The sequence below is a fragment of the Vibrio sagamiensis NBRC 104589 genome (genome assembly GCF_007990935.1).
Lineage (GTDB): Bacteria > Pseudomonadota > Gammaproteobacteria > Enterobacterales > Vibrionaceae > Vibrio > Vibrio sagamiensis.
Genome location: NZ_BJXJ01000012.1, coordinates 42,272 through 66,801, shown reverse-complemented (window position 1 = coordinate 66,801; position 24,530 = coordinate 42,272). Strand labels below are relative to the sequence as shown.

Annotated in this window: 28 protein-coding genes; 12 read left to right on the top strand and 16 right to left on the bottom strand. The window is 37.4% G+C overall.

Annotated features, from left to right (window positions below; translation table 11 throughout):
* Positions 1–215: 215 nt before the first annotated feature.
* The 14 genes from VSA01S_RS07760 to VSA01S_RS07695 form a co-directional block, all read right to left on the bottom strand.
* The gene (locus VSA01S_RS07760; protein WP_039979118.1) at positions 216–836 is read right to left on the bottom strand and encodes an HrpE/YscL family type III secretion apparatus protein; all 621 of its coding nucleotides are present in this window, start codon (positions 834–836) and stop codon (positions 216–218) included.
* Positions 815–1,486 carry a SctK family type III secretion system sorting platform protein VscK gene (gene vscK / locus VSA01S_RS07755; protein ID WP_039979117.1) on the bottom strand — a complete coding sequence of 224 codons (672 nt, stop codon included), beginning with the start codon at positions 1,484–1,486 and terminating at the stop codon, positions 815–817. Before vscK ends, VSA01S_RS07760 begins: the two co-directional genes overlap by 22 nt.
* Positions 1,473–2,216, bottom strand: coding sequence for a type III secretion system inner membrane ring lipoprotein SctJ (gene sctJ / locus VSA01S_RS07750; protein ID WP_039979116.1), 744 nt, complete (start codon positions 2,214–2,216; stop codon positions 1,473–1,475). The genes vscK and sctJ overlap by 14 nt, the downstream gene beginning before the upstream one ends.
* A 99-nt stretch (positions 2,217–2,315) precedes the next feature.
* The gene (gene sctI / locus VSA01S_RS07745; RefSeq protein WP_039979115.1) at positions 2,316–2,660 is read right to left on the bottom strand and encodes a type III secretion system inner rod subunit SctI; all 345 of its coding nucleotides are present in this window, start codon (positions 2,658–2,660) and stop codon (positions 2,316–2,318) included.
* Between the two features lie 8 nt (positions 2,661–2,668).
* On the bottom strand, positions 2,669–3,301 hold the full coding sequence (locus VSA01S_RS07740; RefSeq protein ID WP_039979114.1) for a YopR/YscH family type III secretion effector: 633 nt from the start codon (positions 3,299–3,301) through the stop codon (positions 2,669–2,671).
* The gene (locus VSA01S_RS07735) at positions 3,301–3,657 is read right to left on the bottom strand and encodes a YscG family type III secretion system chaperone (RefSeq protein WP_039979113.1); all 357 of its coding nucleotides are present in this window, start codon (positions 3,655–3,657) and stop codon (positions 3,301–3,303) included. Before VSA01S_RS07735 ends, VSA01S_RS07740 begins: the two co-directional genes overlap by 1 nt.
* A gap of 3 nt (positions 3,658–3,660) precedes the next feature.
* Positions 3,661–3,918: a type III secretion system needle filament subunit SctF gene (gene sctF, locus VSA01S_RS07730; RefSeq protein WP_039979112.1), complete on the bottom strand. Its 258-nt coding sequence runs from the start codon at positions 3,916–3,918 to the stop codon at positions 3,661–3,663.
* Positions 3,919–3,973: 55 nt separating this feature from the next.
* Entirely contained in the window at positions 3,974–4,177 is a 204-nt protein-coding gene (locus tag VSA01S_RS07725) for an EscE/YscE/SsaE family type III secretion system needle protein co-chaperone (protein ID WP_371860775.1), read from the bottom strand.
* Positions 4,155–5,456 (bottom strand): type III secretion system inner membrane ring subunit SctD, encoded by a 1,302-nt coding sequence (gene sctD, locus VSA01S_RS07720; protein WP_039979125.1) that lies wholly within the window; start codon positions 5,454–5,456, stop codon positions 4,155–4,157. Before sctD ends, VSA01S_RS07725 begins: the two co-directional genes overlap by 23 nt.
* A gap of 8 nt (positions 5,457–5,464) precedes the next feature.
* On the bottom strand, positions 5,465–7,324 hold the full coding sequence (gene sctC / locus VSA01S_RS07715) for a type III secretion system outer membrane ring subunit SctC (RefSeq protein ID WP_039979111.1): 1,860 nt from the start codon (positions 7,322–7,324) through the stop codon (positions 5,465–5,467).
* Positions 7,325–7,343: 19 nt separating this feature from the next.
* A complete protein-coding gene (locus VSA01S_RS07710; RefSeq protein ID WP_039979110.1) occupies positions 7,344–7,772 on the bottom strand; it encodes a YscB family type III secretion system chaperone in 429 nt (142 codons plus the stop codon).
* A 12-nt stretch (positions 7,773–7,784) separates the two neighbouring features.
* A complete protein-coding gene (locus VSA01S_RS07705; protein WP_039979109.1) occupies positions 7,785–8,768 on the bottom strand; it encodes a T3SS regulon anti-activator ExsD domain-containing protein in 984 nt (327 codons plus the stop codon).
* Positions 8,769–8,906: 138 nt separating this feature from the next.
* Positions 8,907–9,722, bottom strand: a complete 816-nt coding sequence (locus VSA01S_RS07700; protein ID WP_280524891.1) for a helix-turn-helix transcriptional regulator — start codon at positions 9,720–9,722, stop codon at positions 8,907–8,909.
* 330 nt (positions 9,723–10,052) lie between these two features.
* On the bottom strand, positions 10,053–10,451 hold the full coding sequence (locus VSA01S_RS07695; RefSeq protein WP_039979108.1) for a YscW family type III secretion system pilotin: 399 nt from the start codon (positions 10,449–10,451) through the stop codon (positions 10,053–10,055).
* 349 nt (positions 10,452–10,800) lie between these two features.
* On the opposite strand from VSA01S_RS07695, the gene VSA01S_RS07690 reads away from it, so the two are divergent.
* On the top strand, positions 10,801–11,247 hold the full coding sequence (locus tag VSA01S_RS07690) for a type III secretion system chaperone (protein ID WP_039982719.1): 447 nt from the start codon (positions 10,801–10,803) through the stop codon (positions 11,245–11,247).
* Positions 11,248–11,254: 7 nt separating this feature from the next.
* The gene (exsE2, locus tag VSA01S_RS07685; RefSeq protein ID WP_039982720.1) at positions 11,255–11,533 is read left to right on the top strand and encodes a T3SS regulon translocated regulator ExsE2; all 279 of its coding nucleotides are present in this window, start codon (positions 11,255–11,257) and stop codon (positions 11,531–11,533) included.
* A gap of 100 nt (positions 11,534–11,633) precedes the next feature.
* On the opposite strand, the gene VSA01S_RS19955 is transcribed toward exsE2, so the two are convergent.
* On the bottom strand, positions 11,634–11,771 hold the full coding sequence (locus tag VSA01S_RS19955) for a hypothetical protein (RefSeq protein ID WP_167325149.1): 138 nt from the start codon (positions 11,769–11,771) through the stop codon (positions 11,634–11,636).
* A gap of 309 nt (positions 11,772–12,080) precedes the next feature.
* On the opposite strand from VSA01S_RS19955, the gene VSA01S_RS07680 reads away from it, so the two are divergent.
* Both VSA01S_RS07680 and VSA01S_RS07675 read left to right on the top strand, forming a co-directional pair.
* On the top strand, positions 12,081–13,451 hold the full coding sequence (locus VSA01S_RS07680) for an MATE family efflux transporter (RefSeq protein ID WP_039982722.1): 1,371 nt from the start codon (positions 12,081–12,083) through the stop codon (positions 13,449–13,451).
* Positions 13,452–13,648: 197 nt separating this feature from the next.
* A complete protein-coding gene (locus VSA01S_RS07675; RefSeq protein WP_227739653.1) occupies positions 13,649–14,680 on the top strand; it encodes a DUF3080 family protein in 1,032 nt (343 codons plus the stop codon).
* 28 nt (positions 14,681–14,708) lie between these two features.
* Here the strand turns inward: VSA01S_RS07675 and VSA01S_RS07670 are convergent, their stop codons facing one another.
* Positions 14,709–15,551, bottom strand: a complete 843-nt coding sequence (locus tag VSA01S_RS07670; RefSeq protein ID WP_039982723.1) for a DNA ligase — start codon at positions 15,549–15,551, stop codon at positions 14,709–14,711.
* Between the two features lie 473 nt (positions 15,552–16,024).
* Between VSA01S_RS07670 and VSA01S_RS07665 the strand changes: the two genes are divergently transcribed.
* From VSA01S_RS07665 to VSA01S_RS07630, 8 genes are all read left to right on the top strand, one after another.
* The gene (locus VSA01S_RS07665; protein ID WP_039982725.1) at positions 16,025–16,345 is read left to right on the top strand and encodes an STAS domain-containing protein; all 321 of its coding nucleotides are present in this window, start codon (positions 16,025–16,027) and stop codon (positions 16,343–16,345) included.
* A gap of 26 nt (positions 16,346–16,371) precedes the next feature.
* Positions 16,372–17,199, top strand: a complete 828-nt coding sequence (locus VSA01S_RS07660; RefSeq protein WP_039982727.1) for an OmpA family protein — start codon at positions 16,372–16,374, stop codon at positions 17,197–17,199.
* A gap of 17 nt (positions 17,200–17,216) precedes the next feature.
* The gene (locus VSA01S_RS07655; protein ID WP_039982728.1) at positions 17,217–19,319 is read left to right on the top strand and encodes an SLBB domain-containing protein; all 2,103 of its coding nucleotides are present in this window, start codon (positions 17,217–17,219) and stop codon (positions 19,317–19,319) included.
* Complete coding sequence (locus VSA01S_RS07650) at positions 19,319–20,002, top strand: AAA family ATPase (RefSeq protein WP_039982729.1); 684 nt, start codon at positions 19,319–19,321, stop codon at positions 20,000–20,002. The genes VSA01S_RS07655 and VSA01S_RS07650 overlap by 1 nt, the downstream gene beginning before the upstream one ends.
* An 8-nt stretch (positions 20,003–20,010) precedes the next feature.
* The gene (locus tag VSA01S_RS07645) at positions 20,011–20,394 is read left to right on the top strand and encodes an Hpt domain-containing protein (RefSeq protein ID WP_039982730.1); all 384 of its coding nucleotides are present in this window, start codon (positions 20,011–20,013) and stop codon (positions 20,392–20,394) included.
* A 203-nt stretch (positions 20,395–20,597) separates the two neighbouring features.
* Positions 20,598–22,121, top strand: a complete 1,524-nt coding sequence (locus VSA01S_RS07640) for a sigma-54-dependent transcriptional regulator (RefSeq protein WP_039982731.1) — start codon at positions 20,598–20,600, stop codon at positions 22,119–22,121.
* The gene (locus VSA01S_RS07635; protein WP_039982732.1) at positions 22,105–23,181 is read left to right on the top strand and encodes a glycosyltransferase family 4 protein; all 1,077 of its coding nucleotides are present in this window, start codon (positions 22,105–22,107) and stop codon (positions 23,179–23,181) included. The genes VSA01S_RS07640 and VSA01S_RS07635 overlap by 17 nt, the downstream gene beginning before the upstream one ends.
* Before the next feature lie 148 nt (positions 23,182–23,329).
* Entirely contained in the window at positions 23,330–24,520 is a 1,191-nt protein-coding gene (locus VSA01S_RS07630) for a glycosyltransferase (RefSeq protein ID WP_039982733.1), read from the top strand.
* Positions 24,521–24,530 lie beyond the last annotated feature (10 nt).

Below are 24,530 nucleotides of genomic sequence, written 5' to 3'. Positions count from 1 at the left end.
TCACAACCTCTAAATACAAACTAGAAGATAAAAACTAGAAATAATAATTAATGATAATACAATGTTAATGAAATCTGTTTAACGTAAATAATAAAAGCATATATTGTTGCTTAAGTAACTGCTTCCAGCACGATAATTACAATCAATTTACTCAATTAAACTCGAGGTATTAGATTAAATTCTGTGAAATTAAATCACGAAGTTTGGCAATCGTTTTAACGTTCGCCAAACTGTTTTTTCATTGCTTGCTTTAATGCCTGCAGCTGACCGTCGATACTCGCATCTATAATTCCGACTTCGGTCTCTAAGATACAGCCGCCATTTTTCAATCGGCTATCTGCTACAACATCAACGTAACCAACCTCTGGAAATTCACTCAATACATTGGCAATATTTTCTTTAACTTCTGCAACTTGATCTGGGTGAACATGTAAAATTACTTGCTTTTGATTACTCACCAAATACAGAGCTTCTTTTACGACACGAGTCGTCGTATTAACATCATCGAAAGTATTAATAATTTTACGAACCGCTTCTAATACTACCTCAGTCATTTTATTTTCAACTTGAAGGTAATACTGGTTACCCTTCGCTACGGTTTCTATAAGTATCTGAGCATTTTCAATTTTAGCTTGTTCCATGCCAGCTTCATAACCGCGTTGCTTTTCTGCTTCATAAGCCTGCTGAGCTTGTTCAATAATACTTTCTGCCTTTGCGTTAGCAGCGTCAACTAAGTGTTGTGAGTCAAGATAGCGAGTGTAATCTTGTGCCTTTAATACTTTAAGCCCTGGAGTTAGCTTTAAGTTATCCGTTTTTATTTCAACAAATGAAAACATTGAGGAATTACCTGTTTAGCAATTTTTTTAATCAATCGGTATGCAAGATCATGGTGTTCTTTACTCAACCAATCAGCATTACCCTCTCTATTGATCAATTCTATATCTAGTTTAAGCTGAAACCTTAACAGAAGACTGCTAGGCAAAGTGGAAAGTAAAGCCTTGAACCACTGATAGCCCATAAAAGTAGCATCTGCCGTTAAACTGCGTTCTTCTAATATCTCGGGTAAAGGCACTTGCCACCCATCAGGCCATTGAGCAATTAACATAGGACCTTGTTGAGTTAAAAATTTAACCTCTTCAATACCAAATACATTATTTAAACACTTTCTAGGTTGTTTGAGTACTACTTGACGCATGGCTTGGCTATACATAACGCCACCAAGTGTTAAAAGTAATTTATTGAGCTCGATACACGGAAGAAACACCAAACTGGTGTAAGGCTGATGGAAGTGGTTTTCCGCAACAACTGATAATGACCAATTTTCTAAACACCATTGGTTCACCAAGGCATTATTTCGCCAATCAAACAAATTTATAAGCCATGGTTCGCTCTCAAGCAGCCAACTGCAATGCATATATTGTGCAGGACAAAAATTGAATTGATGTAAGCGTTGAGCATTTGATTTATTCTCATCAGCCACGATCATTAATCCTACGAGTCCAAAGATAAGTTGCTGCATTCGAGGCGATTAAAAGTACAAACAGAAATACAACAATACCTATTAACCGATTAGCAGTACCTTTCGTAACACGCACAGTAAAAACATTTTCGAGCTGATTTCCCTTCGATGCTACTCTTACTTCAGATGAAGGGACCATAACGACACTAATACGATCATAATTAAGGCCTTCAATACTATTATTTACTAATAATTTAATTTGAGGTACATAAGAATCGAGTGCAATATCAGCCGCATGTTTAATAAAAACAGATGCAGAAGCTGGTGTCGCTCTTTCACCTGGTCTTAAGTTTTCGGTTTCTAGTACAACATGAACACGTGCAACTAACACACCATCAATTTGTGATAAAGTCGATGAAAGTTCTTGTGATTTTGCATAAATCAAGCGTGCACGTTCTGCTAATGGTGAAGAGATGAGATCATCTTTAGGAAACACTTCTTTTAATGTAGAGAACTTTTCTTTGGGGTACCCTTTACGCTTTAAAGTATCAACGGCAAAAGCAACTTGAGAATTATCAACCATCAGGTTAATTGTATTATCTTTACCCGGTTCTTTGGTTGCAGTAACACCTTCTGAAAGAAGAATTGACAGCATTTCGTTGCCTTCTTGCTGACTAATATTAGTGTACAGCTCTGACTGACACCCCACCAGCATCAAACAAAGTAGTAAGCAAAATGAACGTATTTTATTTATCATAATTATGTTTCACTGAACTGTTATTCTTTCGATAAAAAATTGAGAAACTCTTTTCTTTGAGAAACTTTGACATGTTGAGAAGCTAACGTGGTTTAGACATTATTGTGCTTTCACTAACGTTTCTACATTTTGCACCGTCTTACCGACCGTTTTCGCAATCAACTCTTCCTGAAAAGTAATTCGGGTTAATGCCCACTGCATCTGCATTAGTTGAGCAGGGTCATTACCGACTAACTGCATGTTATCTTTAAGGTCTCGCTTAGCGGAATCGATATCATGCTTAAGATCACTAATGCTTTTAACTAGGCCGTCTTCAACTCCATCAGTAGATTCTGGACGAGACATTGCTTGCTCAAAACGCTCTGTTAATTCACTATCTGCTTGTGCATCTTGTATCTGTTCTAAACTTGTTTGCATTACTTCAGTAAAAGGTGAATCAATCATAAATCTTCCTAGTCTAAATCGAGTTTATGGCTATGAGTCAGAATATTTCTAGCTAATCCATTCATTGTGATCACATGACCTAATTCAGAGCGAATAATATCGACTGTCGTTGACATATCAGCCTGAGACTTCAACTCAGCCCAAGTATGGAAAAGAGCCTTTTCTTTATGAGCACCCAAATTATAAAAGTCAGTCAAGCGAGCTTTGAGTTCTTCACGAGTATTCGGTACATCAGCAATGATAGATGCGGTAAAAGTCCCGAGCAGCTCTTCTTCGAGCACATCAAATAAAGCAGGGGAAGCTTCTGAAGTTCCTTTTAGTGCCATTTCTTGGTTATAGCTATACCAAAGAGCATCTTTAACATCATTGTTATTACGGAATATGGTATTCAAAGAATGCTTCAGCGAACTCAAATCAAAATTTCCACTTTGTTTGATTTCCTCGTACCATTCTTTTACTTTTATATATTTCGATCGTGTTGATACGCTCTCATGGCCTGCTGAAATTGTAGAATGAGAGACCGCAATGTTTTTATTGCGAACCATTAAACTATTCATTCTATCAACATCCTGCTGTTCATAAGACAATTGACGATTCTTCTGCATTGGGTTTACGATGTTTCCTTGGCCCTCAACTTTCATCAAGCACACCTAATATCTCTTAGGTAAGATTGAGCAAACTCCTGAGAGCTTTGGTTACTCTGCAGCGCTGTTTGTAATAGGCTTTCAGCTTGATTCAGTAAGCCTGCCTTACCTGCGGCTAATGCCGCTAGACTTATTAAATCTGGAAACTCAATACATAAAGGCTCGAGTAGTCGATGTGCATCTTGGTATAAACCTCTATTCATCAAACTCATTGAGCGAATCATAGCGATAACTTCTTTAGAAGCTTCATTCATCTCTAAACTATCGGCAATCAGATTGGCTTCTTTATGTTTATGCATACCAGTTGCCACCAGTGCCACTTCCGCAAGCAACAAACGCATTTCTTTTTCCATCGATTACACCTTTTGCAGAATAGACTGCATAACATCTTTGATAGAACGTGTCGTTGTTGATGCTATATTATAAATTACTGACCATTTATTTATAGCATGCTGCAGCTCAGCAAGCTTTGAAGGGTCATCAGCGCCACTCCCATCTTTTAAGTTATCAATGGCGGCTTTTACCTGCTCATTTGCTTCTTTGGCCTGTTCAGCCAATTTATCTTTTACTGAATCAAGGTTTATACCATTATTTTTATCGTAATAAGAAGCCATAGTTTTTCCTTTGTATTAATTTGATTTATTTAATTGCGAGCTTAATAGTTCGTGACTAATATTGCTCAATGACCGATTTTGCCGCTTGATAAGCTTCATATTGGCTCATTAGAAGCTGATATTCTTTAGGGGAACATCCAATATCAAGTTTTCGTTTTACTACAAGTTGAGCTTGATTCAATCGTTCGACGACATCATGTTTTGCTTTTCCATCTATGTCATTGTCAAGTATTTCTTCAAGGTTTGTCATTTTGAACATTGCCCTCATGACCTAAGTCGACGCTAATTATTTGTCCGGCTTTGACTAATTCAATGCCACCTGATGTTATGTTGGAGATTCGGTATCCTTGCGGTGTTTTGGAGCCTACAACATAGCGAACATTGTCCGTAAGGATCACATAAGGAACCTTACCAAAGTTGACGCTTTTGAAAGGGAAATCAATATTTTTCCCCGTACTCACTTTTGGAATTGATTTTAAAACCAAATAGGGTTTTTCTCCGTACTGCTCACGAAACTTTCTCGTTACACTGTAAAACTGAGTCGTTTCAAGATCATCTAGATCACCACGAATTTCGATTCTGTCATCATTAGTAACTAACTGTACTTTTGTTAATAGATCCGCTTCAGCTAGTAAGGACTTTAGAGTGTCCATATAAGCCCCAGCTCTTTTTAAGTCGACTTTCCAAGCAATTAGACCGGGAACATCTCGCTCTAGAATCTGTTCAACTTGACTCCAGTGACTAGCATCATCGATATAACCAGTTAACAAAACAGTGCCCCTTTCTTCACCATTTTCAACTTTTATCTGGTGGTAACCAAGGTTACGTAAAATAAATTTCACACCACGTCGAATTTCTTCCATGGTTCGTAAGTCACTTTTATAATTGATACCAAGAGCATCAATCTTATCAAGTAGATTCAATTGCTGAGCTCGACCTTCTATGTATCCATCTAATACGGCTTGCTGTTCAATGGCATTCCACTCCACACGAATATCATTCAATTGAAGCTCTTTAAGAATGTCACGTACTAAAACAATCGGCTCAGCTTCTGCAATAATCTCTTGTTCGTTAGATTGGTTTTGCCCCCACCAAATGCCAGCAAAAATAGCAGTCGGTAATAAACTACATAAAAGACCAACTGAAATTATTCTTTTCCAACCAGTAGATTGTTTATCATTAACTGCTGTTTCTCCGTTGTGCTGTGTTCCAGAAGAAAGTTCAGTAAATAAATCGTCCTCAGCATAGCCAATAGATAAACGTAGGCCACCAACATTAACCAAAGATTTACGTGTTAAAGCCACACCACCATCGGACAGAGTGACATTATCACCGTTGACAACAACTTCCTCTGCATTCAGAAGTATTGGCCCCTCTTCAGATGTCTCTATGGTTAAGTGACTTGCTTTAATCTCTGAATCAGTCAAAACGACATCTGCGATAAAATCATCGCTACCTAATACAAAACTTCCACTAGGTAAATTAACTTCAACACCAGAATGAACACCGGAGAGAATACGTATTTTCCACTGTTGCATTGGCGTCATTATTCCTCTTTTGGACGTACGCATTGTTGTTGCGCACTGTCACACTCTTTAATTTCAACTCGCCAGCCTAATTCTCCCGTAGGCAAATTACACTGATTACGTAAAGACGCTTTTTGTTGAGAAGCAAGATCATCTTGATGACGTTTAGCTTGCTCTTCAGTCGTACAGCTAAAAATAGCAATGGCCGATTTTAGTTCTGTACTATCATTTGAGAGACTCTTAAATGCCGTAATTTGAGAACGTAGATCTTTCTCATTACTTATTAAAATATTATCTCCAATACCATCAACGATAATTCTAGGTTCAATAATGAACATTCTGACAGTACGACGCATAGTATTAGTATTACTTCTAAACAAAGCGCCTAAATATGGGATATCCCCTAATAATGGAATCTTACGTAATTGATGGCTCATTTCATCACGATATACACCTCCGATAAGTAAGCTTTGTCCCTGCTTAACCGTTGCAAGTGTACTAATTTCAGTAGTTCGAATAGAAGGGAGATCATCAACCCCTCCATCTGGAATTTGAGCACCATCTTCTAAATATAAGCTGAGATTGATTTCTGGTCTCTGAGCATACCTATCACCTACAATACGTGGCACAATACGCAACAACGTTCCGTAAGTAACTTCCTCTAATGCTGCAGTCTCAGTACCGACAAGTTTGACATAGAATGTTGTGCTGTTATTTAACACCGCTTCAACATTCTCTTGAGTAAGTATCGTCGGGCGAGAAACAACCTGAGCCGTACCTTTTGTTTCCAATAAACGTATTTGAGCAAGAAGATAATTCAGATTGCTTGAATCCAATAGTGATCTAAAGGTTTCACCACTACCAAGTGTTACATCTCCTCCACCAACATCACCGGTTGTTTTTACATCAATAATACGATTTCCACCAACAGAAACACCAGCACGCCAATCTATACCGAGTTGACTTAAGTCGTTCGCACTAATATCTACAATAGAAAGCGCAACTTCAATTCTTGATTGCGGTCGGTCAAGCTGAGCCAATAGTTTCCGATACAGTGGTAAACGAGCTTGAGTATCTCGAACAATAATTGCATTTAGCCCTGGCTCTGCCTCTACTGTTGCTCCAGCATGGTAATTCACCGCTGAAGATAAAGGGTTTGCAACGCCTTGTTGATCTTGACCAATAGTCGCGTTTGGTAAAGAACTGACCTGTGTTCGAACACCCGCCAAAACTCGATTAAGAACAGAAGCAATACCCGGCACCACAATTTTTTGGTCTCGGTAATTGATCTCTCTATCTGTCGCTGAAGCATATTTAAGAGGGATAATTTCCACTACCAAATCATCGGTAGAGTTTGCTGTCTTCATCAAACGCGCTTCTAAAGCGTCGGCTGTTTGTTGAACTAAGTCAACATATCTAGGAGGACCAGAAAGATATACTAAACCCTTGTTTTCAGAGGCTCTCCAGCCATATCGGTTATCCCATATTCCCGTTGATACCAAAGTACTTTTTAATTCTCGAGCTGTTAATAATTCTAACTGTAATAATCGAGATCTTGTTTCTGTAGATTTATAAACATGAAGTACAGACCCATCAAAATACCACATTAAATTATAGACTTGAGAAAGGTAGTTTAAGAATTCTTCTGGATCTTCCGGTGTGAAACGACCACTCACCTTTTCATTAATTTTATCACTTACTGAAACAGAGATACGGTAGTTCGCACCAAAGTTATTAAACAACTCTTTTAATGTGTCATTATCTGCATAGTAACGAAAAGGCTGCTCAGGCCAGTTTAATGTCGATGCTTTAAGTGAAGAACTTAATATTAGCGATAAGACAACTAGAGTTATATTTGAGATTAAGGTAATTTTTTTCATCAATTCTACCGGTATACCGCTACGGAAGCCAAACTGTTTGGTTTATACTTTTATTAACATGCTCTTGTTCGAGTTCATCGTTTAGTAATTCTACGAATGTAATATGCTCAGAAAGATATTGGATAAATAGTTCAATTGAACAATCTTCTAACTTAATTTTTCCTTGTACTACTAGCTGTTTATCTTTATTAATCGTTAAAGTACTCGGTGAGCTTCTCAGTTTTCTCATCGTGTGCAACATGCATTTCTTAATAGATGCTTCTTCTCGATAATCATACTGCTCTGAAAACTGGAAAGATAACGAGGTTTCCCATAAGATCCAATTTGAATGCTGTTGAATAGCAACCACTAAGTTATCAACTTCTAGGCTATAAGAACCATCACTAAGTGGTAAAAAGGATTCCATCTTTAATGACTTCGAAAGCGTTCTCATTAGCTGTTCAAACATATAAAACCTTCTCTATTTAGGGTTATGGTGGTTGCAACTATGTCCAAATTGCGTGCTTTGGATATCAAAATAGTATTGGTCGATGCTACTGACCGTTTCCATCTCCTGAAACCACTTCCAAATTTTTGATAATGCATTTAAGTCATTGTAAGCAAGTTCACATGCATTCCATACTTCACTCAGCTCGGGGCCCTGAATACGAACTTCTGAGCACCATTTCTTCCACTCTGATAGAAATTCAGCATCAACACTTTCAAAACGATTAAATGATCTCAATTTATCTAAGGCTGGACGCCAATCTGCTAATAATGCATCGTGTGATTGAAGGGGGCACGAATCCTCTACCTTATTCTTATACTGCTGTTTTAACTCTATTTGTTGCTCAGTTAATAGCTCAATTTGCTGCAAGGCAAACACACTATACTCTGCCTCTTCAGACATTCGATTCCAATAATCTTGCTGGGCATTTAATTGCTTAATTAATTGATTTACTTTTGATGTTTTTTCAAGTGCATCAACCCCGATTTTATGATTTAGCCATTCTTTTAGGGTGATAAAAATACACTGCATCAAAGTTTGTGGGGCACCGAGGTTAAAACGATAGCCCAAACATTGATTAATATAAGCCAACTTTTGGTCAAAATTTACCAATACACGTTTATCACTTAGCTGACCACCTATTTCTAATAAAAGGCGAACAGATAGTTTATCTAATTTAATCCCTAATAGCCGATGCGTCTTAATAAACCGACTGGTCAAAATGCAGTCAACAGCTGTTCGACCTAATAAACGTTGTAACAAAGACAACTGTTCAAAGTTAATAATTCCTTCGACGCTCAACTGTTGGTAGTTAACATTGATAATATTATCTGAGCATCGAGTTCCTAATTTCTCATCGGTTTCGTATCGAGCACCTTGTTTCAATATCGAAACTTTCCTTTTCTTAACTTGGTTACTAGGAAAGCTAATACGATCTTGAAAATATTGCTTTTTCATCTGCCTTCTTCTCCGAATCCACTTCGAATAGTCCAAAATGAGCTAAATTCATGGTTGTGTTCTTATCATTCAGATCCTAATGAATCCACAAATCAATGCCTTTCAAAATTAGTCAGAAAATTTTAGTCTTCGGGCATTTTATTGCTCAGCAATCACCTGCTCTTCGTTAGAGCGAACTCGACTTGGGGTCGTTCCAAAACGACGTCGATAGCTTTGCGTAAAATAAGATTGGCTAGAGAACCCTGTTTCCATAGCAATGTCGACAATGCTCATCTTGCTTGTTAAAAGTAATTTATGTGAATGTAATAAACGCCGTTCACTGATCCAAGCTCTCGGCGACACGCCATAATGCTCATTGAAAAGCTCTTTAAATGTAGTAAGACTTGCACCAAACTCTTTAGCATAATCTGTCAACTTCCACTCTTTTAAGTAATGAAGTTCCATAAAGCGGTGCAGTCTATCAGCTGTACTATCAGTAATATTGTGCAATAAAGAATGAAGTTCATCACCTCTCTCACCATGCAGTAGCAAAATCAACAATTCCTCATATTTCAAGTGCATGATCGCGGCAGGAAGAGGCTGCTTTTCAAGGTTTCGCATTCCAATAAGAGCATGTTCAACAAGTGCATTGAGTCCGAACGCAAATAAGCCATTCGCATTACTTTGCGTCTTGGGTAACGCCATCAGTAAATCACTATGTTTGAGTAAGAGCTGACTTAATAAATCATGCCTAAACTCAATCACTGAAGCATTAAACTCTTCATCAATAACTAGATACTCAAGATAGTACTCTCCCTGTGCCAGAAAAAAACCTTGCCCTGCAATAATGTCTATCGTGCTATTACTGGTTTGAACACGCAATTGACCACTGTGGACAACAACAATTTGAGCATGCTCAGAGTGATACACTTCTTCTTGTGTTTCACCATGGCAAATAGTCTTAATCGCTTGCAAGTGTGTCTCCTGATATAAATACCGTGAAGTACTAAATAAAATACATAAACCCCCAAAGAAACTTAGGGCTCTACTATCATTTCTCATGCTCTTTTATTGTTCATTTAAAATAAGCCATGAGTATTTTTTCAACAAAATATAAGAATCGCAGGTATTCTATACCCACTTATAAGTAATTTAATTATCAATATGTGTGGTGGATATTCTAGAAAAGACTCTTCAATAGTCAATACTAGGCAATCAATCTCACCCAACCAATTTTATTAATAATCATTAATAAATCTTAACAACCATTAACTAATTTAGACTGGTGAGTAATATTATTAATTTTTAAATAATATCGAACGCTATATTCTTATTTGTCCCACCAGGCGAGAATACATAAGGTTCTTCTTTTATGGCTAAGATTTCACCAGAAGATATCAGCGTTGCCTTTACCTTCATCTGCCCATTACCAGCCTGTACCGGTGATAGTAAAATAGAGTAATGAACAGGTAATTGCATACCTTTGTAGTCTTGCTTAGATACTGTAAGGCATTGATTTTCAATCATTGCACAAACTTCAACTTGAACAACAGTACTTACAGGAGGAATATAGCCATCAGCTGATATCCAACCAGAAATATCCGATTGAAGTGCATTTGAAAAGCCAGATGACATCGGTATAACCTGAGTACAACCTTGTATCACAAAGCTAAAAAATAAACTAATAATAGTCTTTAGTTTCATAATAGATTTACTTCATTCTCCGAACAAAATCTATTCTTTATTTTTTTTTAGTAAGATTCAACCTAATTGGTAATAAATTTAAAAATTAAATTTCACAGGATAGTGTTAAAGTTATGCATTAACATTTTCTCACAAAAAACATCTTAAAATACAATAGATAGGAAATAAAAAACGCCCTTTATTAAACTCATGCCATATTGTTTTTTTAATATTTATTAATAACCATTAATAAGGGTTAACATTCTCAATATTGACACTACGACTAATAAATAAAAATTTGAGACTATTTTTAGTAAACTTCATACAATAAAAGTCTTAGATTTGTTAAAAACTAACTCAGGTAATCTTTATGTCAGCATGCCAACTCGTAAATGAGATTTTCTATACTTTTGCTCAACAAACGGGCTTGTCAGGATTGCAGTTAACAGATAATGAGCTGGGACTGGCTTTTGATGACAAACTTAAAGTACATTTTATCTATCACCCTGCTTCTGAGTCACTGCAAATTGAAGCAGAAGTTACTGACCTAATGATGGTTAACATTGAGATGCATCGTTCATTTCTAGCCTTCAACTATCATTGGTCAGAACATCAGCTATTTTTCAGTTTGGATAATCATAGACATCAACTTTGTCTCAATACGTTCATTACTGTAGATAATTTAAGTTATGAAAATTTTGAACAAACTTTAACTGAGCTACTCAATCACGCTGAACAGTGGGAATCTCTACTCGCAACACATGTTGACTCCGACAGTAATTTAGCTGCCTCAGCTTTTTCAGAACTAAGGGTCTAAATATATTATGTCAGATGGTATTCGTTTCACTCCTAATAACATGAACATAACTCATTTCGACAATAATGCTTCGATAGGAGATAAAAAAGAAGGAACTTTCATGAATCGTAAGGTAACGCTGCTTGATTCTAGTGAACAAGCAGAAAGGCGCGCATTAGCTAAAGATTCCTTACAGCACTCCTTAGTGGAACAACTTCCTGTAAAAGGAAGCGAGAACTTATTCATTGCAAGTAGTAGTATCAACGCTAAGTCATTAGCCAATAGGAATATTACCTTACTTGGTTAAGAACATAATGGCTATGAAGCAGTCAGTCATACAAAGGGCAAACATCGAGATTAACCTTGATGTTTGCCCTTTTGGTGGTAAGACATTAAATTTTCATCACTTATATACCACCGAGGTACTGAGCGTGCTTAACTAGCTTTTGACGTTGAGCTTCCTTTTCTGATACAGCTTTCTCACTACTTTTAGCCTCTTTTTCAAGTGCCATTGGTAGAAAAACAAAGTACTTATTAAGAATCATGATAAGAACCTCAATCCAATATTATTAAATCACTTCCAAAGTTACCGTTGTAAATATAACCATTGACTGAAAGTATCAAGAGTATAGATCTCATCGACAAGCTTGCCTATCTTTCATAAATAAGTATATTCTGTTAGCCTCACTATTTGGCTTCTATGCAAATGAGTGAGAGGATATCTCCCTCTGAAAGTGAACATTAGACAAGTACCTCTTTTTGATATTTTCAAATAACAATAAAATGTATTAGTGTAAGTCAAGCACATTGACGTCATTTTTATAGTTTCCCATTAATCATATTTGGAGTTGGGTGTGAATTGCTATCGAGAAGAAGCCGTTAACCTAATCAAATTAGGAACCCCTGTATTTGTTGCATCTGTTGCTCAAACTGGAATGGGATTTGTCGATACCATCATGGCAGGTGGTGTAAGCGCGATTGACATGGCTGCAGTGTCCATAGCAGCAAGTATTTGGCTCCCTTCTATCCTATTTGGTGTTGGATTACTAATGGCTTTAGTACCTATTGTTGCGCAGCTCAATGGCTCTGGACGTCGTGTTAAAATTCCATTTGAAGTTCAGCAAGGTATGACCTTAGCACTATTGATCAGTGTCCCTATTATTATTGTTCTACTACAAACACCAAAGATCCTGAAACTGATGGAAGTAGAAGCCTTGATGACAACCAAAACACTCGGCTATATACATGCTGTCATCTTCGCCGTACCTGCTTTCTTATTATCTCAAACTTTACGCAGTTTTACCGATGGTTTATCTATGACTAAACCTGCAATGTTTATTGGTTTCATTGGACTTGTACTCAATATTCCACTCAATTGGATTTTTGTTTACGGTAAACTTGGAGCACCAGCTCTTGGCGGTATTGGATGTGGCGTAGCAACGACTATTGTTTATTGGATTATGTTCATTTTATTGGTTATATACGTAACCCTTTCACCACGGCTCCACAATATCAGACTTTTCAGAGAATTCCATAAACCTCAACTCAAGGCCCAACTGCGCCTGTTTAAGTTAGGTTTTCCGGTTGCCACTGCAATTTTTTTCGAAGTGACTCTATTTGCCGTAGTCTCACTACTTATCTCACCACTAGGTTCACTTATCGTAGCCGCACACCAGGTTGCTATCAACTTCTCCTCTGTAATATTCATGTTACCGATGAGTATTGGTGCTGCGGTCAGTATAAGGGTAGGTTATCGACTTGGTGAAGGAAATACCACTGCCGCAAAAATTTCTTCTCGAGTCGGCATATTGTTAGGCCTCGCTTTTTCAATAATTACGGCGCTTATGACTGTAATTTATCGGGAGAATATCGCTCTCCTTTATACTCAGAATACCCAAGTCGTTGAACTCGCTATTACATTACTTGTATTTGCGGCTATTTATCAGTGTGCTGATTCAATACAAGTTATAGCCGCTGGCGCATTACGTGGCTACAAAGATATGCGTGCTATTTTCTATTGTACATTTGTTGCGTATTGGTTACTGGGCTTACCAGTTGGATTTGTATTAGCAAGGACCGATTGGCTAACTGAACCTTTGGGAGCTCAAGGTTTTTGGTTAGGCTTTATCATCGGTCTTACTGTTGCTGCTATTCTTCTAGGCCTTCGCTTACACTGGATACATAATCAACCTTCAGAAAAACAATTGAAATTCGCACAGCAATAAATTTTGCCCACCACTTTGATCGTACTAGGACTATATCGAGTATCAATAGCTGGGGCTCCAGAATAGTCCCTCTGTGAGACGCCCCTCTTCTTATCGGCCGCTAAGACTTTATTTGGTGTAGCGACAAATTCTTCGCAACGGCTCAGAAATAAGGGCATTGATGTTCTGTTTTTTTTAATATTGTCAGGAGCCAATTTTTGTTTAAAGATCGAGCACAACCAATCGTCAAAATTGGGTTTTCATTTATCTATGTAATCTTCCTTGTTGGATGTGATCTTCAGAATTCATCACAGGAAAAAGTTTTTGGTAAATACCATCAAAGATTAACCAATATACTTGAGGTTTCTTATTCCTCAGTTGATGCAAGCTCGCCAGTGACGATTCCATCCAAGCGCTCTCTTTTTCAGACACTTCCTCGCCTTTCATTAGGTTTACTGGAAAGTTTTCAACTTCGTGAATGCGGTCTCTTCGATTTAGTTGCACAAAAGAATAATCAACTTGGCAAAGTTCAAGACGCATTTTATGACTTTGATTATCAAGTAAAGCTCCTAAAAATTTTAGAGACCTGCCTACAAAACCCTAACTTAGGTGAGCAAGATAAGGCTTCATTGATCAATTTGAATCAACAGAAGTGGCAACATTTCAACACCCATCTAGATAATTTATTTTTTACAAGTGTCGCGATGCGAAAACAATTAACTTCATCACAATGGCTGGTTAATGAAGGCGATGCAGATACTATATTTATAAAAAAAGGGCTCAGTACATTAAGCAATTACTATCAAACTCCAACTTTACACGCTGATAAGCTGCCTGAGGATAGTATTCTAATTTTCCAAGAAAAGTTTGAAAAAACACGCTTAATTGGTAAGCTTTATTATTCATTAAAAAGCTCGAAACAATGGTTGAAACATACGACAAATGTTTTAGAAAAAAATAGGTCCTCAATTATTTGTTTGCCCAAGCGTGATAAAACACGTTTCCTCTACCTAAATAATGTGTTCAATTCTATTTATATAAACGAAATTCAGCCTTATCTAGCTTATCTGGACAGCACCTATTGGGAACTTAGCGATGGTATTTCTCTAGTTGAACAACGCATGTCTTTATTAAAAGAGACATACAGTCTCAGTCAAACTCATAAGCAATTTCAACAAGCAATTTTAGATCACGTTCAGTTCTGGCAACGACTTTTCAAAGAATGTGGTGTCAACATCAATAAGCGGTGAACTTGTCATTTTGACACTACATAAAAAACTATCTTTCAAGCCTTTCTCTGATAAATCGAGCGAACTTAGGCTTACCGTTTTGAGTATGCCCATTAAAACGAAAAGTTATCGTTGTTCCCAATTTGGGAGGAATTCGTCTTACATCGTCACTAAAACCACTACCGATATAAAATTCGATCCCGTTTTTCAGTTTTACAAGTAATGAGCCCATTTTACCTTGTAAACGTCCTTCTCCTGGTTTATATCCAATCACGACGGCTTCATCGTCTTCAAAGCGCTTAAATTTTAGTAAATCTACTCCTCTCCCTGGAATATAAAGGCTTGAAATTCTTCTCAACATGATACCTTCGCCGTTTAAAACAGAAATTTGCTCTAATCGTTCAGCCAAGTCAGCTTTACTTGAGATAGGGTAATGTTTGACATAATCAAAATGCTCTAAAGAACTCGTAGAAACAAGGTCGATCAGATATTGATAACGTTTCAGGTAATCTCCATTAATTTGGGGAGAATCAAAAGCCATAAAGGTAATTTTTCGCCAAGCTCTATCAACGGGTGTTTTGTCCATAACTGTTTGTTGTACAAGATGAAACAACCCTCGTCCAGCCCATAATTCACCATCTAAGGGATGGTCTGGTAACCCTTTAGTAAACCATTTAGGTGCAAAAATACGATTACCATTTCTTGTTATTAATTCATTACCTGTCCAATAAGCTCGGATACCATCAAGCTTTTCACTATACCAATACTGGGCGATCCTCACACCTTCATGATAACTCTTAGCCATCACAATAGGCGGTTTAAATTCATTGTCTACTTCAAGTTGTGTTGAACTTAAGATAGTTAAAGCTATCAAAGACATTTTTAGTGGCATGACCTATCACCTAAATATGGTTTCCTTTAAAATTGATATAAGAACAAATGCACAAGTTAAACTATTCATAAAATCTAAACCTAAACAGAGCACTCAAAATATTCCTCCTTTACTCCCAAGTACTCCCAAGATGTATCAATATCCTTATAGGTTAAAAAATTTAACCTATAAGACCAGGAGTAAAACCATTTAAACCCAATTCATTTGTCATAAGCAATTACAAAAACATAAATTTAGGCTTAGTTCATAACACAACAAATAACTTAATTTTTAATTGCACCATTTTTAGAGCAAATTAACATTTGTAAATTAGTCTTTTTGCTCACCTTTTTGATTCTCATTTTAAAAAATAAAATTCACCACTAGTAAAAAAGAAAATAATCCATTGTAAAACATAAGGTTAACCCCAAAATTAAGTTGGCATATAACATGCTGATATGTAGAGAGACTACGTGACTATTAGAGAGTGAATTATGGAACTACGTAAGTTAGAGATAGATAAAGATCGCTTAGCAATTGAGTTTTATGGTGATTTAGATGCCAAAGGATGCCGCCAGGCTCAACATTATATCGACGAAGTTATTCATAAAGACGAACATAAAGAAGTGGAAATTAATATGGAGCATGTTCAATTTCTTGATTCTTCTGGTATAGGTGCCATTGTTTACTTATACAAACGTCTTGTTGAGCGAGAGCGCAGTATGATTATTGAAAATGTTTCTGGGCAACCCTTAGAGATTATGAGTTTGCTGCGCATCAATCATGCAATTCCTGTAAATTCAAAAGGACTATAATTAAACCAGTTAACATGGAGGTTGGCATGGTGTATTTAATTAAGCAACTCTCTGCAGTGTTCGTCTTAGTTACTGTCGTGGGGTGTTCCACTCTCGGCTATCCTGATAAAGGTCATGGTGGAATGGCAGAAAGTTTACAGGACATTTCACTAGATGATTACCAGTTTTCGCCAATCATGCCAGATGAGCCACTTGGCCCCGAACATGGGCTTCGTTTTGATTGGCAATTAGCTAAACTTCAATTAAATGCTTTAATTGCAGAAGGTGCTCGTTGGTGTTTTCCAGCCGCTGTAGTGCAAGCTCTCGAAAAACAAAATAGAATTGCCCGAGAGCTGGAAGGTGGTCTTATTGTCGATGCAGCCAATGATCTTGTCATACAGCGCAGGCGTCTCAACGAGTTAGAACAACAGCTCGATTATGTTCTCACACAGATTTCATGCTCTCCCCCAAATGACATAAACTCATTACGAAGTAACTTAGAAACTGTTTCTGATATTTATGAGTTATTCAATATTGATAACCAGTTTGAGGTAAATTCGGCAGTGATTACTCCCGCATATATGGGGAATTTAGCAGAAGCAGCATTTATTTTACGTGGGCAACCAAATCTTTCCTTACTCATTACTGGTCACTCAGACATCACTGAAGATCCATTAGCCAATAATAACCTTGCCAATGATCGTGCTGAGCAAGTGGAACGTTATCTCAACATTTTCGGTATTACAAAAGCACGCATTACAAAAGAGTCTGTCGACAGTACTCTTTCGCTCTATGAAGGAACTCCAGAAGCAGCACATTTCTCTAATAGGAAAGTTAGTGTTGAAGTTATTGATGTTAATGCATCCAAACTTTAAAGAGCAGGAGTAAAACCATGAAAATCTATCAATTCTTTTTAAGATTTACTCTATTTTGCTTCTTTTCATCCATGCTGCCTTTATTTGCTTTAGAAGTACAAGAGGTAAAAGTAGGAGACCTAATTCAAATTAACCTACCAGGAGAAGCATCGCTGAATCAAAGCTTTCAGGTTGACAAACGTGGTCGAGTGACTCTACCTGAAATTGGCCCTGTTTTTATTGCTGGCTACAACGAAAAGCAACTTGAAAAAGTCATAGTTGAACGCTTAAACAACATTTACCGCGACGTGAGTAATGCCCGTGTGTTCATTAAACAGCAACAATTGCTCGTCTCCGTACAAGGATATGTATCTAAACCCGGTGAATACACACTGCCAGCTGCTTCAAACGTTCAAATGTTTATTCACGAAGCTGGTGGGCTTAGGCCTGGAGCTCAACTGAACAAGTTCATATTGAAAAGAGGAACTAAGAATACGGAGTTTAGCTATAAGCGCTTTTTAGATAGCGGTGACAATTCTCAATTACCACAGCTTCGTTCTTTAGACATACTATTTGTTCCGGCCTCTCCTCTTGTTGGTAATGTCGAGCAAGAATTTGATGCATCCAAGTTAGTTGATTCAGGAGACAGTGCAAATTCATCCCTAGCGATTAAAGTTTTTGGTGAAGTTAATGCGCCTGGCTCATTTAGTTTCAAACAAAGCAACACACTTGTTGATATACTTATGCGAGCAGGCGGTGTCACACGTTTTGGTAATGTAGAGCGTATACGAATAATTACCGATAATGCCCCAACAACTTTTGATTTAAAGCGATACCTTGACACTGGTGATCATAGCTTATTACCCGACATTTCACCGGGTTCCACTATTTTTGTTCCTAAGCAAGAAAGCACGACTATCTCAGGCTCTAATACAATTTATGTTATGGGAGAAGTGGCAACTCCTGGCGCTTATAAAAGCCAGAAAAGTTCAAGCCTTATGGATCTTCTCGTTCAAGCTGGAAGCCCTACTCGCTTTGCTGATTCGAGCAAAATTCGTATCCTAAAAGCTAATGGTACTGTTACTCAATTTAACCTTCAGGCTTACACAAATGGTTTTGTCAAAAATAAGCTGCCTACTATCGAACCTGGTGATTCAATATTTATCCCAGAAAAAGAAGATTTCGAGAAAAAATCTTGGCTAAATACTGCCTCGTATAGAACTGTGGCAATAATAGGATCCGTCACTCGTCCTGGCAGAATTGAATGGTCAAATAAAATGGACCTCATTGATTTATTAGCTCATGTAGGAGGTCCAAGTAAAGATGCTGATACGGAAAGAATTGAAATATCTCTTAATGGTAAAAGAGTATTATTTAACTTAGATGAATTCCTTAAAATGGGTTCCCCACAGTCAAAGTTACCTAAAATCAAAAGTGGAGCTGTAATTCGAGTTCCTTCTGTAGTTTCTATTACAGCAGGCGATAAATCAAAATGGATCAATCAAAGTTCTGACTCTTCTATATATCTATTCGGTCAAATCAATGCGCCTGGCCGATACAAATTTACCGAAAATATGCATTTCTTAGATATTTTATCTGCAGCTGATGGTCCAACTGGCCTTGCAGATATACATAATATACGCGTAACTCACCGTGGATTAGGATACTCTAAAGTAAGCAAGCTCAATTTGTCTTTATATTTCGAAACAGGTGATGAATCTATACTTCCAAAAGTCAAACCTGGTGATACGATATATATTCCAGAAAAGGATAAAAACTGGCTTGACCGCTCTAAGGAATCTACTATTCGTGTCCTTGGAGAAGTAAAGTCCCCTGGTCGTTATTCATTCAATGATAACATGACGATACTTGATCTCTTAGCTGAAGCTGGCGGACCGACAAACAGCGCTTATTTGGAAAAAATTAGTGTTGTAAATTTGTCCTGCTGCCAAGGTCAAGCTAGAACATTTAACCTCGTAGAGTTCAGTAGGACAGCGAATATCTACGATCTTCCTGTAATTAGAGCTGGTGATACCATCTATATACCAAACAGAGAAGACAGTTTTCTTGAAAAAGCACGTGCTGGTTTAAGAGATATTTTACAACTGACCACCACCATTGTTCTAATTGGAGCACTGTAATGAGTATTCCGGCCACACATGCTGAAATAGAGCAGATTTACTTGCAAAATGAAATCAATGGTTTTAGATCCATATGTATTGTAGGATGCCAATCTGGAGAAGGCGTTACATCAGTAGCATCAGCTCTCGCTGAACGGTGGATTTTAGCCGGACACAAAACTCTTTTCGTTGATTTAAATTTATTTAAACCTGCATTTATTGCATTAAATAGCTCGATAAATGAAGATGAAGCTCAACTGATTACTCAAAAAAATGATCATCAAACCTTAATGGGTCTTCCTGCTCCTACACAAACAACTAAGCAACTAGCTTACCGTGATCCGACGATGTTGAGTAAAACAATGACAAGTTGGCTAGAAGATTTTGATAGGGTTATTATTGATACTTCTCCTTTATTGCGTCTTAATAAAAATAATATATCAGCTCAAATCATCGCTGGTATATGTGATTCAACGATACTAGTTGCAAGCTATGGTTCAACAACAACGAAACAGCTCACTCAAGCTAAATCTCTTTTAGCATCATGTAATGCTAATTTAACTGGTGCTATTCTTAATATGAAGCACACAGAATCCTTACAAAACGAGTTATTACTTTCTGTTAAAGAAACACGTATTTTTCCGAAGAGAGTAAAACAGTTTTTATATGACTATATCAAGAACAGCGATCTATTTACCATTTAGGAGCTCATATGGACCACTCACGCCATACTCCAGCTGAACATGAATTGATTGACGAAACAATTATACAGCAGATGATAAAAGACACTTGTGTAGAGATCATGCCAACACTCATCGATCACTACTTAGAAGAGTCCACTAAAAGAATCCAAAAGATTACTGAAGCAATGAGACAACAAGATCTTGCAACCCTTGAATTCGAAGCTCACACGCTTGGAAGCTCAGCACTTGCTCTAGGAAATCGAATATTATCACGTCATGCAAGAGCAATTGAAACCTTCTGTATAGAAGGTAAATCCCAAGAGGCATGGGAACTTTGTAGCTCACTGCCTGAATTAGCACAGCGATCATTTGAAGCACTAAATATGAGAAAAGAACAAGGTTTTGATGAATAAAATATACGTTGTGTAATTTAATTTACTATAAAACCTCGTTTTTTCTGCATCTTCTGTCAGATGTGCTAATAATTAAGTATGACCATTCTCAAAATGAGAATATCACGATCAGATTTTTTAGTTTCAATTTGGTAGTCAGCCGTTTTTGTAAACTGATTTCTTATCAATCTAAGAATCATGAAGTCAAGGTTAGGAACTATTCTATGAAGCCTAGGGTTTTACTGGTAGAAGACTCTACCTCTCTTGCAATATTATACAAACAGTACGTAAAAGATGAGCCTTACGACATTTTTCATGTTGAAACTGGGCGTGAAGCCATACGATTTATAGAAAAAAACAGACCTCAGCTTGTCATTCTAGATTTAAAGCTTCCTGATATGTCAGGTGAAGAGGTTTTAGACTGGATCACTGAACATAATATTGTATCATCTGTCATTATTGCAACGGCACATGGTAGTGTCGATCTCGCAGTCAATCTAATTCATAAAGGTGCTGAGGACTTTTTAGAAAAGCCTATAAATGCAGATCGCCTCAAAACTTCAGTATCCTTACACCTCAAACGGTCAAAACTAGAAAGCTTAGTTGAAAACATCCAATCTACCTTTGACAGACATCATTACCACGGCTTTATTGGTGCAAGCTTACCCATGCAAGCCGTATACAAAACCATTGACTCCGTCGCATCAACATCTGCAAGTGTTTTTATCGTAGGTGAAAGTGGTACTGGTAAAGAAGTATGTGCTGAAGCTATACACCAACAAAGTGAACGAAGAGATAAGCCATTCATTGCAATAAATTGTGGCGCTATACCTCGTGATCTCATGGAAAGTGAAATTTTCGGTCATGTAAAAGGAGCCTTCACTGGCGCTACCACAGATAGAAAAGGAGCAGCAACAATCGCTCATGGAGGGACTCTATTTCTAGATGAACTTTGTGAAATGGAACTGGAAATGCAAAAAAAATTGCTCCGTTTTTTACAAACAGGTACCTATACACCTCTTGGTGCTACGAAAGAAATGAAGGTTGATGTTCGTATTATTAGTGCTACAAATAGGGATCCTATGACTGAAGTGGAAGAAGGTCGTTTCAGAGAGGACCTCTATTATAGAGTGCACGTTATCCCAATTTATATGCCTCCACTCCATGAACGTGGTGATGACATAATCATGTTAGCCAGGCATTTTTTATCAACTTACGCAAAACAAGATAAAAAGAAGTTTACTAGTATTGATAGAGATGCACAAAATATGATCAAACATTATCACTGGCCAGGTAATGTTCGCGAACTACAAAACATTATTCGAAATATCGTTGTCTTAAACAATGATGACAAGATTGTTCTGGAACATTTACCACCTCAGTTAAATAAGAAATCAGGTTCGAAAAGTATTGTAAATGGCGCCCAACACTTCGAAAATATCAAAAGTAACGCCCCTACAGCCTCACAAAATTTCATGGAGTCAGTCCAGCCAATTAAAGAAAATTTTTCTACAATACCTTTAAATCATCCCACATTAAATACGCCCAATAAAGTGACAACTTCTTCCCCCTATTTCAATAGTGATGGTTCTATACGTCCAATGTGGGCCGTTGAGCGAGAAGCAATTCAAAATGCAATTGCTTTTTGTGATGGGAATGTTTTAAATGCTGCTGTCATGCTCGAACTAAGCCCATCTACTGTCTACAGGAAAAAGCAGGCTTGGGAAGCCGATGAAGCAGACATCTAATGTAATTATTCCTCCATATGAAGTATGGCTCTTACTTGATAGTCGCCTATACGGCGGCATAGAGTCGCATGTGTTAGAACTTGCAAAAGGGCTACAAGAGTTTAACATTAAGACAAGAGTGGTTTTCGCTGTAAAATATCAACCACAAGCAGCATTAACGTCAAAACTCACAGAAAACCACCTCCCACATAGTTATCTCAGTGAGTTGACCAAGCAACCGATTCCTGATGGCCTACAACATTTAGTCAAAAGCCTAAAACAAGCTGTAGTCAAATACCAGCCACAGGCCATCCATACTCATGGTTATAAAGCTGCTTTAGTTTCAAGGTTAGCCAAAATTTATTGTTCTAAATTTCCTCAATTAGTCTCAACCTATCATGCTGGAGAATCACCAAGAGGAAAAGTATGGTTTTATGATTTTCTTGATCGCTGTACCGGTACTCTATCAGAGCATTGTTTTGCTGTAAGTCATGGTATTCAAAAAAAATTATATTCTTCATCAGAAATTATTAACAATTTTGTTTCTTTACCAGATACATACCATATCCTAGGTAAAGAAATAGCATTTGTTGGCCGACTCAGTCATGAAAAGGGGGCGGATCGCTTTGTTGAAATTGCAAAAGATTTTCCAGATCTTTCTTTTAGTATTTATGGTGATGGTCCCGAAAAAGAAGCATTAGAAAAGAATGCGCCAGTAAACGTTATATTTCATGGACATCAATATAATATGGAAGCGTCTTGGCCACAAATTCAGTATCTCCTAATTACTTCAAGACATGAGGGTTTACCAATGGTGGCGCTTGAAGCAATGGCTAGAGGTATCATTGTCATAAGCCTCGATGTTGGCCGTCTTAAGGATGTACTAAATCATGGTAAGAATGGCTTTATTGCCCAGGACATCCTTCGCTTAAAAGAGAATTTGGTTCAATGTTTATCAATGTGTCCCAAACAGAGACTATTACTCCAAAAAAGCGCTATTAAAACAATAACTGAGAATTTTTCTGCCAAAGTAATTATTCCTAAATTGATAGAACACTATCAAATTGAAAAGTCCTCTTAAAGGCAAAATTTTTGCATTCTGAGAAAATAACATTCTCGCTCTTTCCTTACCAAAAAAAAATCTTAAATATCATAACCATAAATAAAAAGTATATTTTGGCATTTCGGTTGCAATAGTTTCTGTGTAATGGTGATTTGAGGAAATAGCAATGACAGCACCCAAGCGTATCTTTTACGTTCACTACGGAGACAATTGGATTCGAGGTAGTGAAATTGTGCTTTTAGACTTACTCACTAACCTCGATAGAGACCGCTTTGAACCTATTGTTTGGTCAAACTGTCAACCTTTACTTTCTCGTTGTAAAGACTTAGAAATATGTACTTATTATTCTCCATTCGATCTCGTTGGCGGATGGCGCTCACCTCGTTGGAACATTGGAGGATGGAATAACTTGTTTAGGCGAGGTTCTGAAATTATTAAAGAACATAAGATTGACTTAGTTCATGTGAACAGCGGTGGTCCTTGCCAATGGATGTGTCTTGCTGCACGAATAAACCGTACCCCCCTGCTTGCACATTTGCATTGCCATTATATCTTGCGAGATCGGTTTTCACTCGGATTACATTTAACACCAAGGCTACTTTGTGTCAGTAAAGATATTAGTAAAGAAATACTTAAAGATGGTTATCCTCCAGAGCATATACATATTGTTTACAATGGAGTATCACTAGATCAAAATGCTCAGCCAATTGATATTAAGTCATTGCTTGGAATCCCTTCAAAAGCTTTTACCTTTTTATCGGTAGGCTCTTTAATCAAAAGAAAAGGATTTGATCGCCTAATCCAAGCAATTCGAATGCATAATTACCACCAAAATAACCCCCATCTTGTTATTATTGGCGAGGGTGAAGATCACTTAAAATTACAACAACTTGCCATGGACCTCAAGATCAATGATCGCATTCATTTTGTTGGTGCCCAGGATAATGTGGACAATTGGATGTTGGGTAATGCAGAAGCCTTCATAAGTGGCTCTTATGAAGAGGCATTTGGGCTAGCTTTAGGTGAAGCTGCCTTAGCAAAATTACCTATCGTAGCTCCCATCACCGGTGGAATACCTGAACTATTTCAACACAAACACAGTGCGGTACTATATAAAAACACTGGAATGGCTGGCCTCTTAAATGCAATCCAGCTCATTATTCAAGATTCATCCTTACGCAATAAAGTCGCTGATAACGCTTTCAATTTTGCAAGCCAACACCTAACCGTTGAAGGAAACGCAAGAGTGATTGAAAGCATCTATATCAATATGCTGCAAAAAATCGATACTAATGGCACTCCCGTTTTTCATTGTATGAGACCAATATCTCGTTGGCTTCAAACTAACTACAATTAACTAAAGGAAT